This window comes from Rhodococcus sp. IEGM 1306 (assembly GCF_036541985.1).
Taxonomy (GTDB): Bacteria; Actinomycetota; Actinomycetes; order Mycobacteriales; family Mycobacteriaceae; genus Rhodococcus_F; species Rhodococcus_F qingshengii.
In genome coordinates, this window is the sequence record NZ_JAZHFF010000004.1 from 363,681 (window position 1) to 377,403 (window position 13,723).

The following is a 13,723-nucleotide window of genomic DNA, read 5'->3' on the forward strand; positions in this document are numbered from 1 at the left end:
GTGGGGAGTGTGCCCACCCAAACACGCGAGATTTCGCCACGACAGGGTTGCGTTCAGTGTGATCGTTACCGCACCTGATTTGTGAATCTCGGTGAAGCTGCTACTTTTGGAGCCATGTCGACCGACCAGCCTGCCGCTTTGCGGGTCACCTATGTGACCGCTGCGCTTGGTTCGCGTCTGCCTCTGGCGCGAGAGCTGTGTTGTCGCCGCCGTTCTTTCTGCAGCTAATTTCTGCGCCTTTTCTGTCTATTTCTTCGTATGACCAGTGGAAACGCTGAGTTCTCGGTCGACAGAGATGTGCGCCTTCTCCTCCTTCTGCAAGGGACAGCCATGTCGACACCCACAATTTCCGCCATTCCGAACATCCGATCGCGAACCGCGCTCTCGGGAACCCGGACCCGAACCCAGATAGTTGCGCCGGAGCTGCGCATTGCCGACGGTCCGTCCGCGACGGTGTTGCGCATTGCTCGATCCCGCGGACCGCTCTCTCGCGATACCGCGGCCAAAGCGTCCGGGCTGAGTATTGCGACCGTGAACCGGCAGGTCACGAGCCTGCTGGACCTGGGGATCCTGCGCGAACGCGCAGACCTGACAGCTTCCGGCGCCATTGGGCGTCCGCGAGTTCCGTTCGAGGTCAATCACGAGCCGTACCTGACCGTCGGCATCCACATCGGTGCCGTCGTCACCAGCATCATCGCCAGCGACATTCGTGGCAAGGTGCTCGGCGCCGTCGAGATCCCGACGCCCGCCACCAATTCCGCTGTCGCGCTTGCCACCATTGCGCGCTCGGCCAAATCGTTCGCCTCGCGGTGGCACAAGCGTCGTCCGCTCGCGGTCGGGGTGGCCATCGGCGGTCGCGTCGATTCGGCTACGGGTGTAGTCGACCACGCGCGCCTGGGCTGGAAGGGCGCCAAGGTCGGATCCATCATCGGAGCCGGCTTGGACCTTCCCGTTTCGGTCGCCGCCCACGTCGAGGCGATGGCGGCGTCGGAACTTCTGCTCAGCACCGACCGCGCCGAGGCCCCGACGCCGGGAACCACCGGGCTCTACTTCTATGCCCGCGAAACTGCCGGTATCGCAATCACTTTCGAAGGGCGAGTGCACACGCCGTCCAGTGGGCCAGGCTCGATCGCACACCTCCCCACCGGTTCGTCGGCACGGTGCACCTGCGGTGCGGTGGGTTGCCTGGAAGCGACGATCAGCGACCGCGCTGTCGTCGCGCAGGCACTGTCTTCGGGCGCAGTGATCCAGGGCAGTGAGCGTGTGACGATCGCGGATGTCTACCGTGCTGCGTCGGCGGGTTCCATTCCGGCGCACGAACTTCTGGTTGATCGAGCACGCGTCCTCGGGCGAACGGTGGCGATGTTGCGTGACCTGTTCAATCCGGATCGGGTGATCCTCGGCGGCCAGGCCTTCACCGACTACCCGGCCGGCGTGCCGCACGTCGCCGAGGCCTTCTCGACGGCATCCTCGTTGGAGCGTAAGGACATTCGGATTACCGGGTTCGGCAATCGGGTTCAGGAATACGCGTCCACCGTCGTGTCGCTGAGTTCCTTGTTCGCCGATCCTGCGGCGGCAATGCGGCGTGCTTCGGCCATCTGACTGCGAAGAGGGCAGTCAGAGTTCCGGACGATCGAGCACCCGCAACCACGAACCGTCGGGCTGGCGGCGTGCCACCTGAGTACGTCCGCCGGTCCCGTCGGAAGGTTTGGTCGAGGTCATGGCGAGGTCGCCGCTGATTACCGTGGGTAGCGCTTCCTCGACGGTGAATGTCGGTGCTGCGGCCAGCATCTGAGAAATGACGTCTCGGATGGCCGTCCTTCCCACAGTGAGTGACCCGGGTGGAAACGCCATCACGGCGTTTTCCTCGTAGAGTCCGGCGACGGCGTCTGCATCTCCGGCGTTCGCGAACTGGACGAACAATCGGGCGATGTCTTCCGGGGTTTCGGCCTTCTGAGCTTCATGTGTTGTTGTCATGTCTCCATCTTGCGAGTCCGCCGGCGATAAGTCCAAGATCTAGTTTGTCTCGAAGCTAGAATTATCAGTTATGGAACTTCGGCAGCTCGAATACTTCGTCACGGTAGTGGAGGAAGCCAACTTCACTCGCGCCGCCGAGCGGCTTCACGTAGCGCAGCCGGGTGTGAGTGCGCAGGTCAAAAGGCTGGAACGTGAGCTGGGTCAGGAATTGCTCGATCGGAGTGGTCGAACCGTTCGTCTGACCGAGGCCGGGCGAGCTGTCCTCCCACATGCCCACGCTGTGCTTGCGTCCGTTCAGAGCACCCGAGATGTCGTCGACGCCCTGAACGGACTGGTGCGGGGCTCGGTAGCGGTGGGGATGGTCACTGCATGCGCGTCTGCCGACCTGACCGACCTGCTCAGTCGGTTGCACAACAAACACCCCGGTCTGGACATCTCCCTGTCCGAGGACGACTCGCGCAGCTTGCTTGCCGGAGTGCTGGACGGAACCTTCGACATAGCCGTCATCGGGGTGGCGGGCGAACTGCCGGAAGGGCTCGAATCGAGGGTGATCACCGACGAACGACTGGTGGCCGGAGTGGCAACGGATCATCCGCTGGCCGAGGTGTCGTCTCTACCGTTTGCCGAGCTCGCCACGCGATCGGTCATCTGTCTGCCGGAGGGAACCGGTATCAGGACGTGTCTGAACTTCGCGTGCGCCGCGGCCGGCACCACGCCGACGGTTGCGCTCGAGGCAAGCAACCTCGGCATCATCGTTTCATTGGCAGCGCAGGGGCTGGGAATGGCCGTGCTTCCCGAGTCGGCAGTGGGGGAGTTGCATCGGATCGATCTCGAACCGGAGGCGCGATCTCGGCTGGAATTGGTCTGGCGTTCGTCGGGCGGCAAGAATCCTGCGGCCTCCGCTCTCATCGATCTTGCGAGAGCTGTTCCCGCCGAGTGAGTTCGGCCTGCGCCCGATCCAATCCGCCGTGCTCGAGAGCAGCCAACCGTGACCTGTCCTTCCAGACGATGGTGCCGCGTCGCCGGACGATGACCGACATCGTTCCACCGAGATGCTCGAGCGCTCCTGGCACGTTTCGACGCTCGGCAGGTATCGGAACAGGAAGTATGTGTGCGTCGGCGATGGGTGCGGTCCCGTCGATGTCGATGCTCCACTTCCGGCTGTAACCCCGAAGCGTCCAGCGATCGTCGGACACCGTCGTCTCCACCTGTGACGTCAGAGGATTACCCAGCCGCAACACCGTTCCGTCCGGTAGCGCGGCAACGACGGCGGTGACTTCGGTGCGCAGAGGTCCGGCGCTGACCTGTCCGCCGGCAAACGCCACGCAGGCTCGAGGATCGGTGAACCCCTGTGCCTGTCCCCACCACCAGGATTCCGGGAATCCTCCCTTTCCCCAGTTTTTCTCGCCGTACACCTGCGCTCCGGTGAGATCCCAGCTCTGTCCGTCGATGACGGCGCTTCCCTCGACCCGGCCGCCGAGCAGCCACGGATGCCAGTACTGATTGAGCGCGGGAACTGATTGGAAGTAGCTCGATCCGCCGAAGCGGCGGTGCGGCCAGAATCGCTGATTGCTGATCCGCACGTCGAGGTGGCTGTCGCCGAAATCGACCTGCAGTCGATCGGCGTTACCGCGGAAAACGTTGTCGGCGTAGGCCCCCAGTGTGCGGGGATCCGCCGACCCACGCGGATGTTCGGCGGTACGGAGAAATCCGCCCGGATGCGCCGCGAGACCGAGCGTCGACCAGTTGCCACTGTCGGACTTGTTGATACCGGCGAGCGCGATCACCACCCGTCCGCTGCCTGGCATCGTGAATCGCCAGAAGTAACCCTCCATTGCAACGTCATGGGAGGCAAGCAGATTGCCGTACGGCAGGGTGGCGCCTGAAGCGCGGTACGCGGGAAGTTTCACGGTCCCAGTACTGCCTGTGATGCGGTGACCTGAGCGACGAGGCGGCCTTCGTCGTCGCGAATCTCGGTCACGACCGCGATGGTGCTGCGCCCCGCATGCAGTGGCCGGGCGGTTGCGGTGACCGTGCCCTTGCGGACCCCGCGTGTGAAGACGGTCGACGAACTGGTGGTGGAAGTGCTTGCACCGGGCGGAAGATTGAGGAATGCACAGACGGCGCCGACGCTGTCTGCCAGCGTCATCAAGGCGCCGCCGTGCATTCCGCTGCCGGCGGTGGTGCGGTGGCTGTCCCAATCCAGATGGCCGACAACCTGTTCGGGTGCCGCGCTGTCCAACTGAATTCCGGTGTGAACTGCAAAAGGCATGGTCGCGACAAGTTGTTCGAGGTCCATGCCTACCGATGGTAACGAGCCGCCGAAACCTCCGTCGGGACTTCGGTTTATCGAGGGAGGTGGCTCAGAGGGGGAGGGCGGTTTCGGACAGTCCCTCGGGCGCGTTGCGGCGACGGAACCACTCGGTGCCGAATGCCGCGGCGAGCTGCTCCGTCGGCATTTCGAGGAACGGGCCGAAATCGCCGACCTGCGTTGCGTGCGCGTACATGGCCGCGCGCTTGGACGAGATCACCGAACTGACGTCGACGGCGGTGGTGAGTTGATCTGCCGGAAGCCCGAACGATTCGATGTCCGGCGGCTGCGCCTCCTCGGTCCACTCGGGGTTGGCCTGCATCAGCATCTTCATGTGATCGCGGTTGGTGGACGCCTCGTAGACGAACGGCGTGCCTGCGAGTTCGGCCGCCCGGACGCCGACGTGGTGGACCTGGATATGATCCGGGTGCCCGTATCCGCCGTTGGGGTCGTAGATGGTCAGGACATCGGCGTTCTCTTCACGAAGTACCTCGGCCAGACGCTCGGCGGCCTTCTCGACGTCGACGTTGCAGAACGCTTCCGGATTCTCGTTCTCGGGCGTACCCACCATCCCCGAATCCGGGTAGTGCAGGGACACGACGCGATTGGCGCCCAACGCGTCGGTGGACGCCTCGAGTTCACGGCTGCGGCGCTGAGCCAACGTCTCGTATTCGTCCAACAGGCCGTCGGGGAATTCACCGAGAGCACCGTCGGTAGCGGTGACGACTACGACGCGGTGACCTGCGTCGGCGGCCATTCTCATCACGCCACCCGTAGTGAAAACTTCGTCATCGGGATGGGCGTGGAAACACACCAGGACACTCATTCGCGCAATCGTAAGGCAAGTTACCGACAGGTCAACCCGAGCGCACAGTGAAAACGATTTGTCGAGTCGGCCTCGGCTCTGTGAACCTTGTTCAGTGCACGAGAAGCTGACATGAGCGAATCCACCAACAAAGGCCTGTTGAGCGCCTACCGCGAGATCTTTGCCGCCCCCGGATCGGTCGCCTTCTCGGCCGCCGGATTTGTCGCAAGGCTGCCGATCGCCATGATCGGCATCGGAATCGTGACGATGATCTCGCAACTTCGTGGTGACTACGCGCTCGCCGGCGCGCTCGCCGCGGTTTTCGCGCTGTCGTCGGCGATCATCGCGCCCGCCGTCTCGCGTGCGGTCGACCGCTTCGGGCAGCGAGCGGTCCTGCCGATTGCCGCAGCCGTGAGCGTCACCGCGATCGGGGCGCTCTTGCTCGCCGTACGGATGGAAGCTCCTGACTGGCTGCTTTTCGTTCTGGTCGTCCCCGGTGGCGCCACCCCGACGATCGGGGCGATGATCCGCGCCAGGTGGGTCGCGATCTACGTCGGAAAACCTCAGCTGCGCACCGCCTTCGCCTTCGAATCGGTGGTGGACGAACTCTGTTTCGTGGCGGGCCCGGTCATCTCGGTGGGCCTGAGTATCGGACTCTTTCCCGAAGCGGGACCGCTGGCGGGACTGATTCTGCTGGTGACCGGGACCTTGCTGTTGGTCATTCAACGTGGAACCGAACCGAAGGTGCACCCGCGTCGACCCGGCCGCGGACGATCGGTTCTCGGTAACCACGTGATGTGGATCGTCATCGTGATCATGGTGATGCTCGGAACGATCTTCGGCGTCATCGACGTCGGTGCCATCGCGTTCACCGAGGAACAGAATTCGCCGGGATCCGCGACGTTGGTCCTTGCGCTGTTCGCCGGCGGTTCGGGAATCGCGGGACTGATCTTCGGGTCGATGCACCCGGCGCGATCGCTGCGCGGTCAGCTGATGATCGCGTCCTCGGCGGTCGCCGTTCTCAGCGTCCCCCTTCTCCTCGTCGGCAACGTGGCCGCACTGGCGGGTGCATATGTGCTCGCGGGCGCGACCATTGCTCCGACCCTCATCATCGCGACGGCCTTGGTCGAGCAGATCGTCCCCCCGGAAAAGCTCACGGAGGGAATGACCCTGACGGTCACCGGCCTCGGCGTCGGCGTGGCGCTCGGGTCTGCGCTGGCCGGACAGCTGATCGATCGTTACGGCGTCCCGTCGGCCTACATGCTCGCCGTCGGCGCCGCAGTCGCAGCCTCTATCGTGACGGCATGTCTATTCGTGAAGCCGTCAGCGTCGACGGCACGTCCATCGTCTATCGAGTAACCGGAAATTCGGTTGGGACCCCGCTGGTGCTGCTGCACGGCTGGGCTCAGTCGTCGCAGTGCTGGGGTGAGCAGGTCCTCGCGGACCTCGCCGCGGACTACCGCCTGATCGCCGTCGATCTGCGCGGCCACGGTTACTCCGATGCGCCTGAATCCGGATACGACGACTCCGCGAACTGGGCCGGCGACGTCGCGGCCGTTCTCGCGGCAGAAGACGTCACCGAGAACGCGATCCTGCTCGGCTGGTCGTACGGCGGACTGGTGATCTGCGATTACCTGGCAGCACACGGAACCGGTGCGGTGGCGGGTGCGGTTCTGGTCGGTGCGATCACCAGCATCGGTCGCGGTGAGAAGGGCGGCAAGGTCGGCTCGGCGATGCGGAGTGCGGTTCCCGGCGCGATGTCCGAAGATCCCCGCGAGGCGATCCGGGCTCTCGGTGCCTTCGGCAACGCGCTCACCGGCCCACCCGAGGGCAAGGGCGCAGCGTCGCAGGCCTTGTTCGGGTACAGCCTCTCGACGCGTCCACGGGTGCGCGCAGCACTGTTCAACCGTGCCGTCGGTCACGACGAGTTGCTCCGCAACCTCGACATCCCGGTCCTCGTTCTGCACGGAACCGAGGACTCCGTCGTCGACGTGAGCGCAGGTAAGCACGCCGAGGAACTGATTCCCAAGTCCCAGGCGTCGTACTGGGAAGGCTGCAATCACGGACCGTTCGTGGAGGATCCGACACGATTCGTGTCCGAAGTGCGAGCCTTCATCTCGAGCCTCGGTTAGAGTTCGCGCCCGGTGAGGGGGCAGTATGGAGTGGTGACGCCCATGCACATTTCGCGCCCTCGCCGGGTGGCCGTTCTCTCGGTCCACACCTCGCCATTGGCGCAACCCGGCACCGGTGACGCGGGTGGGATGAACGTCTACGTTCTGCAATCCGCCATTCAGCTCGCCAAACGTGGCGTAGAGGTGGAGATATTCACCCGCGCGACGTCCTCGGCCGACGCACCCGTGGTGGACGCCGCTCCCGGAGTGCGGGTTCGGAACATCGCGGCCGGTCCCTTCGAAGGACTGGACAAGGCAGATCTGCCGACTCAACTGTGTGCCTTCGTCGCGGGAGTTCTGCGGGAGGAAGCGCGTCACGAGCCCGGGTACTACAGCCTGATTCATTCGCACTACTGGTTGTCCGGGCAGGTCGGATGGCTGGCCCGCGACCGCTGGGGCGTGCCCCTCGTACATACCGCCCACACCCTCGCGGCGGTGAAGAATCTGTCGCTGGCCGAGGGAGACACCCCCGAGCCCGCAGCACGTCAGATCGGTGAGCAACAAGTAGTCGCCGAGTCCGATCGCCTGGTCGCCAACACCACCGACGAAGCCAAAGCGCTGCACGAGTTGTACGGCGCAGATCCCACGCGTATCGACGTCGTGGCTCCGGGCGCCGATCTCACCCGCTACCGACCGGGCGATCGCGATTCCGCCCGCGCGTCGTTGGGGTTGAACCCGGGCGAGATCGTCGTGACCTTCGTCGGCCGCATCCAACCGCTCAAAGCGCCGGACGTTCTGCTGCGCGCAGCAGCCGAGGTGATCAGCCGTCGCCCGGGGTTGCCGCTGCGCATCCTCGTTGTCGGCGGGCCGTCCGGAACCGGTCTCGCGCGGCCGGACGTGTTGATCGAACTGGCACGCTCACTGGGCATCACAGCGCAGGTGACGTTCTTGCCGCCGCAGGCGCCGCAGCGTCTCGCCGATGTCTACCGCGCCTCGGATCTGGTTGCGGTGCCGAGCTATTCGGAGTCCTTCGGATTGGTAGCCATCGAAGCTCAGGCCTGCGGAACCCCGGTGATCGCCGCGGATGTCGGCGGACTGGGAGTGGCCGTACGCAACGGTGAGACCGGCCTGCTGGTTCAAGGGCACCGCACCGAAGACTGGGCCGGCGCTCTCGAATCCTTGGTGACAGCGCCGAAACGCTTGGCCGAACTCGCCGCGCAGGCACCGCGTCACGCCGAGAATTTCTCGTGGGAACACACCGCGGACGGTTTGCTCGAGAGTTATCGCAAAGCCGCAGTCAACTACAACAACGGAACCGGTCCCAGCGACTTCTCGCCCCGCCGTGCGCGGGGTCTGTGGCGTCTGCGCCGGACCGGAGGGGTGCGTACATGAGCAGCATTTCGGACACCATCGAGCAGGCTCTCACGGAGCGTGAACTCGACTTCACCAGAAAAGACGACGCGCATTTCATCGTCGAACTTCCCGGCGAACACAAACTCAAGACGTCGACGCTGCTCACCGTCGGTAATCACGGCGTGCGGGTCGAGGCCTTCGTGTGCCGCAAGGTGGACGAGAACTTCGAAGGCGTTTACAAGTTCCTGCTCAAGCGCAACCGTCGTCTGTACGGAGTGGCCTACACACTCGACAAGGTCGGGGACATCTACCTGGTCGGCAAGATCGCCGAGCATGCCGTGACCGGCGACGAACTGGACCGAGTGCTCGGTCAGGTTCTCGAGGTCGCCGACGGCGATTTCAACGTCATCCTCGAACTCGGTTTCTCCTCGTCGATCAAGCGTGAGTGGGCGTGGCGGGTGTCGCGTGGTGAGTCGCTGGCGAATCTCGAGCCGTTCAAGCACCTCATCGAGGAAGAGCCCGCGCAAAGCTGATCGAGCGGGGTGAGACACATCGCGGATGTGTCACGTAAAGTGGCCTTTACTTGTGACTGTCGTCACGGAATAATACTGTTCCCGTGAGTCACAGTAAGTTGGTCACACCACCCCGCCGCGCAACTTTTCGAGGAGCACAGTGAGCTTCAAGAGTCCGTTCCCCGACGTTGAAATCCCCAACCTCAGCGTCTACGACTTCCTGTTCGGAAACACCGACCCCGCAGACCTCGACAAGACGGCATTCGTCGAAGGCAGTTCGGGCGCCGTAACCACATATGCTTCGCTGATCGCGCAGATCAACGGCGTTGCAGGCGCTCTCGCAGCGCGTGGACTCGCCGTCGGCGACGTCGTCGGGCTCCATTCGCCCAACGTCCCGGCCTTCGGTTCCGTCTTCCACGGCATCCTGCGTGCCGGTGGCGTCGCGACCACGATCAACGCGCTCTACACCGCCGAGGACATCGCCAAGCAGCTCACCGATTCCAAGGCCAAGTTCCTCTTCACCGTCTCGCCGCTGCTGCCGCAGGCCAAGGCCGCCGCCGAGCTGGTCGGTATCCCGACCGAGAACGTGTTCGTGCTCGACGGCGCCGAAGGCCATCTGTCGCTGCGAGATCTGCTCGGTGAGGGCGCAGCGGCGCCCGAGGTTTCCTTCGATCCGGCCACCCAGCTCGCGGTGCTGCCGTACTCGTCGGGCACCACCGGCCGGCCCAAGGGCGTCATGCTCACCCATCGCAATCTCGTGGCCAACGTCTGCCAGATCATTCCGCGGATGGGGATCGAGACCGACGACAAGATCCTCGCGGTCCTGCCGTTCTTCCACATCTACGGCATGACGGTGCTGCTCAACGCTGCGCTCTACCGCCGCGCGAGCCTCATCACGATGCCGAAGTTCGATCTCGTCGAGTTCCTACGGATCGTCGCCGAGCAGAAGTCGACGTACATCTTCGTCGCACCGCCCGTTGCCGTCGCGCTGGCCAAGCACCCGCTCGTCGATCAGTACGACCTGTCGAGCGTGCACACCATCTTCTCTGGCGCGGCCCCCCTCGACGCGGCGCTCGGCAAGGCCGTCGCGGACCGTTTGAACTGCCATGTGCGCCAGGGATACGGCATGTCCGAGATGAGCCCCGTCTCGCATGCGATCCCGTTCGATCGTGACGACATCGCACTCGACACCTGCGGTCCGACCATCGCCAACATGGAATGCAAGCTCGTCGACCCGGGAACGGGCGAAGAGGTCGCGTACCCCGCGCTCGGCTCGGACGGCGTCAGCGAGCCCGGGGAACTGTGGTGCAAGGGACCGAACATCATGCTCGGCTACCTCGGCAACGACCAGGCCACCAAGGACACCCTCGACGACGACGGTTACCTGCACACCGGTGACATCGCGACCGTCGACGGCGACGGCGTCGTCAAGATCGTCGACCGCCTCAAGGAACTGATCAAGTACAAGGGCTACCAGGTTCCCCCAGCGGAACTCGAGGCTTTGCTTCTGACACACCCGCAGATCGCCGACGCTGCAGTGATCGGTGTGCTCGACGCCGAAGGCGAAGAGGTTCCGAAGGCATTCGTCGTGCTCCAGGACGGCGCCGAATTGACCGAAGACGACGTGATCTCGTTCGTCGCCGAGCGCGTCTCACCGCACAAGAAGGTCCGCCAGGTCTCGTTCATCAGCACCGTGCCGAAATCCGCGGCCGGAAAGATCCTCCGCAAGGATCTGCGAACAGCGGAAGTAGCTCCGAGCTGATTTCCAGACAGGGTTGATCAAGAAGGGTTCCGGTACTCGTGCCAGGATGAACGCCATGAGTATCGGAACCCTGGTCCTGCTCCGCCACGGCGAGAGCGAATGGAATGCACTCAATCTGTTCACCGGCTGGGTGGACGTCCACCTGACAGACAAGGGCATGGCCGAAGGCAAGCGCGCCGGCGAACTGCTCGCCGAGCACAACCTCTTGCCTGACGTTCTCTACACATCTCTGCTCCGCCGCGCGATCAGCACGGCCAACCTCGCACTCGACGCCGCCGATCGCCACTGGATCCCGGTGGTCCGCGACTGGCGTCTCAACGAGCGCCACTACGGCGCTCTGCAGGGCAAGAACAAGGCTCAGACCAAGGAAGAGTACGGAAACGAGCAGTTCATGCTCTGGCGTCGTAGCTACGACACCCCGCCGCCCGCCATCGAAGCCGGCAGCGAGTACAGCCAGGACACCGATCCCCGGTACGCGAACCTCGACGAGGTTCCCTTGACCGAGTGCCTGCTCGACGTCGTCAAGCGTCTGATCCCGTACTGGGAGGACACCATCTCGCAGGAGCTGCTCGCCGGCCGGAACGTACTGGTCACGGCGCACGGCAACTCGCTGCGTGCATTGGTCAAGCACCTCGACGGCATCTCGGACGAGGACATCGCGGGCCTGAACATCCCGACCGGAATCCCGCTGCGTTACGACCTCGACGAGAACCTGAAGCCGCTCAATCCCGGCGGCACCTACCTGGATCCGGAGGCCGCAGCTGCCGGCGCCGCCGCGGTGGCGAATCAGGGCGGAAAGTAGCAACCCGATGATGTGCGTCGAGGCCCCCCGAACAGTGTTTTCGGGGGGCCTCGGCCAACAACAGATGAACGACGAACCAACGCCGTCCACCTGGCGGATTACGCGGGCGGGAACGTCCGAACCCGCCGTAACCGACACTTCGCGCGAACGTACGATTGCGCCGTGAGTGTCGTGATTGCAGTGCTGCTGGTCGTGGTCGCCGGCTTGGTCGGCTACCTCGTCGGCGGGGTACTGGTCCCCAGGCTGTCGTCGCGTCAGAGTCAGCGCTCCGACGAACAGACCGGGCTCACGATGTCTCAGGTTCTGGACCTGATCGTGTTGGCGTCGGAAAGCGGCATCGCCGTCGTCGACGGTTTCCACGACGTCGTGCTCTTCAACCCTCGCGCCGAAGAACTCGGCCTCGTCAAGAATCGTCTGGTCGACGAGCGGGCGTGGCGGGCGGCGCAGGAAGTCCTGCGGACAGGTCAGCCCGTCGAGGTCGATCTGACGGCACAGACCGCGCAGCGCGGCCGCGACAAGATCGCGGTACGTGGGACGGCCCGGTTGCTGAGCAAGGACGATCGCAACTTCGTGGTCCTGTTCGCCGACGACGATTCCGAGCAGGTCCGCATGGAGGCGACGCGACGCGATTTCGTCGCGAACGTCAGCCACGAACTGAAGACGCCGGTCGGCGCGATGAGTTTGCTCGCGGAGGCGCTGCTCGAGTCCGCTGACGATCCGGAATCCGTGCGCCACTTCGGCGAACGGGTGCTGGGCGAGTCGATTCGTCTGGGCAAGATGGTCACCGAGTTGATCGCACTCTCGCGCCTGCAAGGTGCCGAGAAGCTGCCCGATCTCGACGTGGTCGACGTCGACACCGTGGTGTCCGAGGCACTGTCGAGGTCGAATCTGTCGGCCGAGGCCGCCGGGATCACCGTCACCACCGACCATCCGAGTGGGTTGGAGGTGCTCGGGGATCAGACTCTTCTCGTGACGGCACTGTCCAACCTCATCGAGAACGCTATTGCATACTCGCCCAAGGGTTCTCCGGTGTCAGTCAGTCGGTCGGTACGCGGCGACAATGTCGCGATCGCGGTCACCGACCGAGGAGAGGGCATCGCGAAGGCGGATCAGGAACGAGTGTTCGAGAGATTCTTCCGCGTGGACAAGGCACGGTCACGGCAGACCGGCGGAACGGGTCTGGGGCTGGCGATCGTCAAGCACGTCGCGGCCAATCACAACGGCTCCATCGAACTGTGGAGCAAACCGGGAACAGGGTCTACCTTCACGTTGCAGATACCGGCACACGTGGAGTCGGACGACGACATCGACTCTGACGACGCGGGAACCGCCGGTTCCACGCGGATCGGCAGACGAGAACAAGGCAGTAGAGAAAACGGCATGGAGGCCAAACGATGACGAGTGTGCTGATCGTGGAGGACGAGGAGTCCTTGGCGGACCCGCTGGCGTTCCTGCTCCGCAAGGAAGGCTTCGAGACCACCATCGTCAACGACGGACCGTCGGCGTTGGCGGAATTCGATCGCTCCGGAGCGGACATCGTCCTGCTCGACCTCATGCTGCCCGGCATGAGCGGCACGGACGTCTGCAAGGCGTTGCGATCGCGTTCCGGCGTTCCCGTCATCATGGTGACGGCGCGTGACAGCGAGATCGACAAGGTCGTCGGCCTGGAACTGGGTGCGGACGACTATGTGACCAAACCGTATTCGGCGCGTGAGCTGATCGCCCGCATCCGTGCGGTGCTGCGCCGCGGGGTGGAGAACGAGGCGGACCTCGCCTCCGACAACGGGGTGCTCGAGGCCGGACCGGTACGGATGGACGTCGAGCGCCACGTCGTGCAGGTCGCTGGAAACCCGGTGACGTTGCCGCTCAAGGAGTTCGACCTCCTCGAGTACTTGCTCCGCAACTCCGGCCGGGTGCTGACCCGCGGACAGTTGATCGACCGCGTCTGGGGCGCCGACTACGTCGGTGACACCAAAACCCTTGACGTACACGTGAAGCGGTTGCGTTCGAAGATCGAATCGGATCCGGCCAAGCCGGAACATCTGGTCACGGTCCGTGGATTGGGTTACAAGCTCGAAGCGTGATCTAAG

Annotated in this window: 14 protein-coding genes; 10 read left to right on the plus strand and 4 right to left on the minus strand. The window is 64.2% G+C overall.

Annotated elements, in window-relative coordinates; genetic code table 11:
• The first annotated feature begins 330 nt into the window (after positions 1-330).
• The gene (locus V3587_RS14220) at positions 331-1,602 is read left to right on the plus strand and encodes an ROK family transcriptional regulator (RefSeq protein ID WP_095970487.1); all 1,272 of its coding nucleotides are present in this window, start codon (positions 331-333) and stop codon (positions 1,600-1,602) included.
• Between the two features lie 15 nt (positions 1,603-1,617).
• Here V3587_RS14220 and V3587_RS14225 read toward each other — a convergent pair whose 3' ends face one another.
• On the minus strand, positions 1,618-1,977 hold the full coding sequence (locus V3587_RS14225) for a YybH family protein (protein ID WP_166811125.1): 360 nt from the start codon (positions 1,975-1,977) through the stop codon (positions 1,618-1,620).
• Between the two features lie 70 nt (positions 1,978-2,047).
• Here V3587_RS14225 and V3587_RS14230 point away from each other — a divergent pair, with 70 nt between their 5' ends.
• Entirely contained in the window at positions 2,048-2,917 is an 870-nt protein-coding gene (locus tag V3587_RS14230; RefSeq protein ID WP_283376754.1) for a LysR family transcriptional regulator, read from the plus strand.
• Here the strand turns inward: V3587_RS14230 and V3587_RS14235 are convergent.
• From V3587_RS14235 to V3587_RS14245, 3 genes are all read right to left on the minus strand, one after another.
• A complete protein-coding gene (locus tag V3587_RS14235; RefSeq protein WP_283376753.1) occupies positions 2,883-3,887 on the minus strand; it encodes a tocopherol cyclase family protein in 1,005 nt (334 codons plus the stop codon). The two genes, V3587_RS14230 and V3587_RS14235, sit on opposite strands and share 35 nt — an antisense overlap.
• Entirely contained in the window at positions 3,884-4,276 is a 393-nt protein-coding gene (locus V3587_RS14240) for a PaaI family thioesterase (RefSeq protein ID WP_283376752.1), read from the minus strand. Before V3587_RS14240 ends, V3587_RS14235 begins: the two co-directional genes overlap by 4 nt.
• Before the next feature lie 64 nt (positions 4,277-4,340).
• Positions 4,341-5,114, minus strand: coding sequence for a PIG-L family deacetylase (locus tag V3587_RS14245; RefSeq protein ID WP_019744397.1), 774 nt, complete (start codon positions 5,112-5,114; stop codon positions 4,341-4,343).
• 111 nt (positions 5,115-5,225) lie between these two features.
• Here V3587_RS14245 and V3587_RS14250 point away from each other — a divergent pair, with 111 nt between their 5' ends.
• The 8 genes from V3587_RS14250 to V3587_RS14285 all read left to right on the plus strand — a co-directional run bounded on the left by V3587_RS14250 (position 5,226) and on the right by V3587_RS14285 (position 13,717).
• Positions 5,226-6,452, plus strand: coding sequence for an MFS transporter (locus V3587_RS14250; protein ID WP_095970486.1), 1,227 nt, complete (start codon positions 5,226-5,228; stop codon positions 6,450-6,452).
• Positions 6,398-7,225 (plus strand): alpha/beta fold hydrolase, encoded by an 828-nt coding sequence (locus tag V3587_RS14255; protein WP_283376751.1) that lies wholly within the window; start codon positions 6,398-6,400, stop codon positions 7,223-7,225. Before V3587_RS14250 ends, V3587_RS14255 begins: the two co-directional genes overlap by 55 nt.
• Before the next feature lie 42 nt (positions 7,226-7,267).
• On the plus strand, positions 7,268-8,596 hold the full coding sequence (gene mshA / locus V3587_RS14260) for a D-inositol-3-phosphate glycosyltransferase (RefSeq protein WP_095970485.1): 1,329 nt from the start codon (positions 7,268-7,270) through the stop codon (positions 8,594-8,596).
• Complete coding sequence (locus tag V3587_RS14265; protein WP_283376750.1) at positions 8,593-9,090, plus strand: YbjN domain-containing protein; 498 nt, start codon at positions 8,593-8,595, stop codon at positions 9,088-9,090. Before mshA ends, V3587_RS14265 begins: the two co-directional genes overlap by 4 nt.
• A 139-nt stretch (positions 9,091-9,229) precedes the next feature.
• On the plus strand, positions 9,230-10,831 hold the full coding sequence (locus V3587_RS14270; RefSeq protein WP_095970388.1) for an AMP-binding protein: 1,602 nt from the start codon (positions 9,230-9,232) through the stop codon (positions 10,829-10,831).
• 46 nt (positions 10,832-10,877) lie between these two features.
• A complete protein-coding gene (locus tag V3587_RS14275; RefSeq protein WP_003941992.1) occupies positions 10,878-11,633 on the plus strand; it encodes a phosphoglyceromutase in 756 nt (251 codons plus the stop codon).
• 162 nt (positions 11,634-11,795) lie between these two features.
• Positions 11,796-13,031 carry a sensor histidine kinase gene (locus V3587_RS14280; protein WP_003941938.1) on the plus strand — a complete coding sequence of 412 codons (1,236 nt, stop codon included), beginning with the start codon at positions 11,796-11,798 and terminating at the stop codon, positions 13,029-13,031.
• Positions 13,028-13,717: a response regulator transcription factor gene (locus V3587_RS14285; protein ID WP_003942020.1), complete on the plus strand. Its 690-nt coding sequence runs from the start codon at positions 13,028-13,030 to the stop codon at positions 13,715-13,717. The genes V3587_RS14280 and V3587_RS14285 overlap by 4 nt, the downstream gene beginning before the upstream one ends.
• The last annotated feature ends 6 nt before the right edge of the window (positions 13,718-13,723 follow it).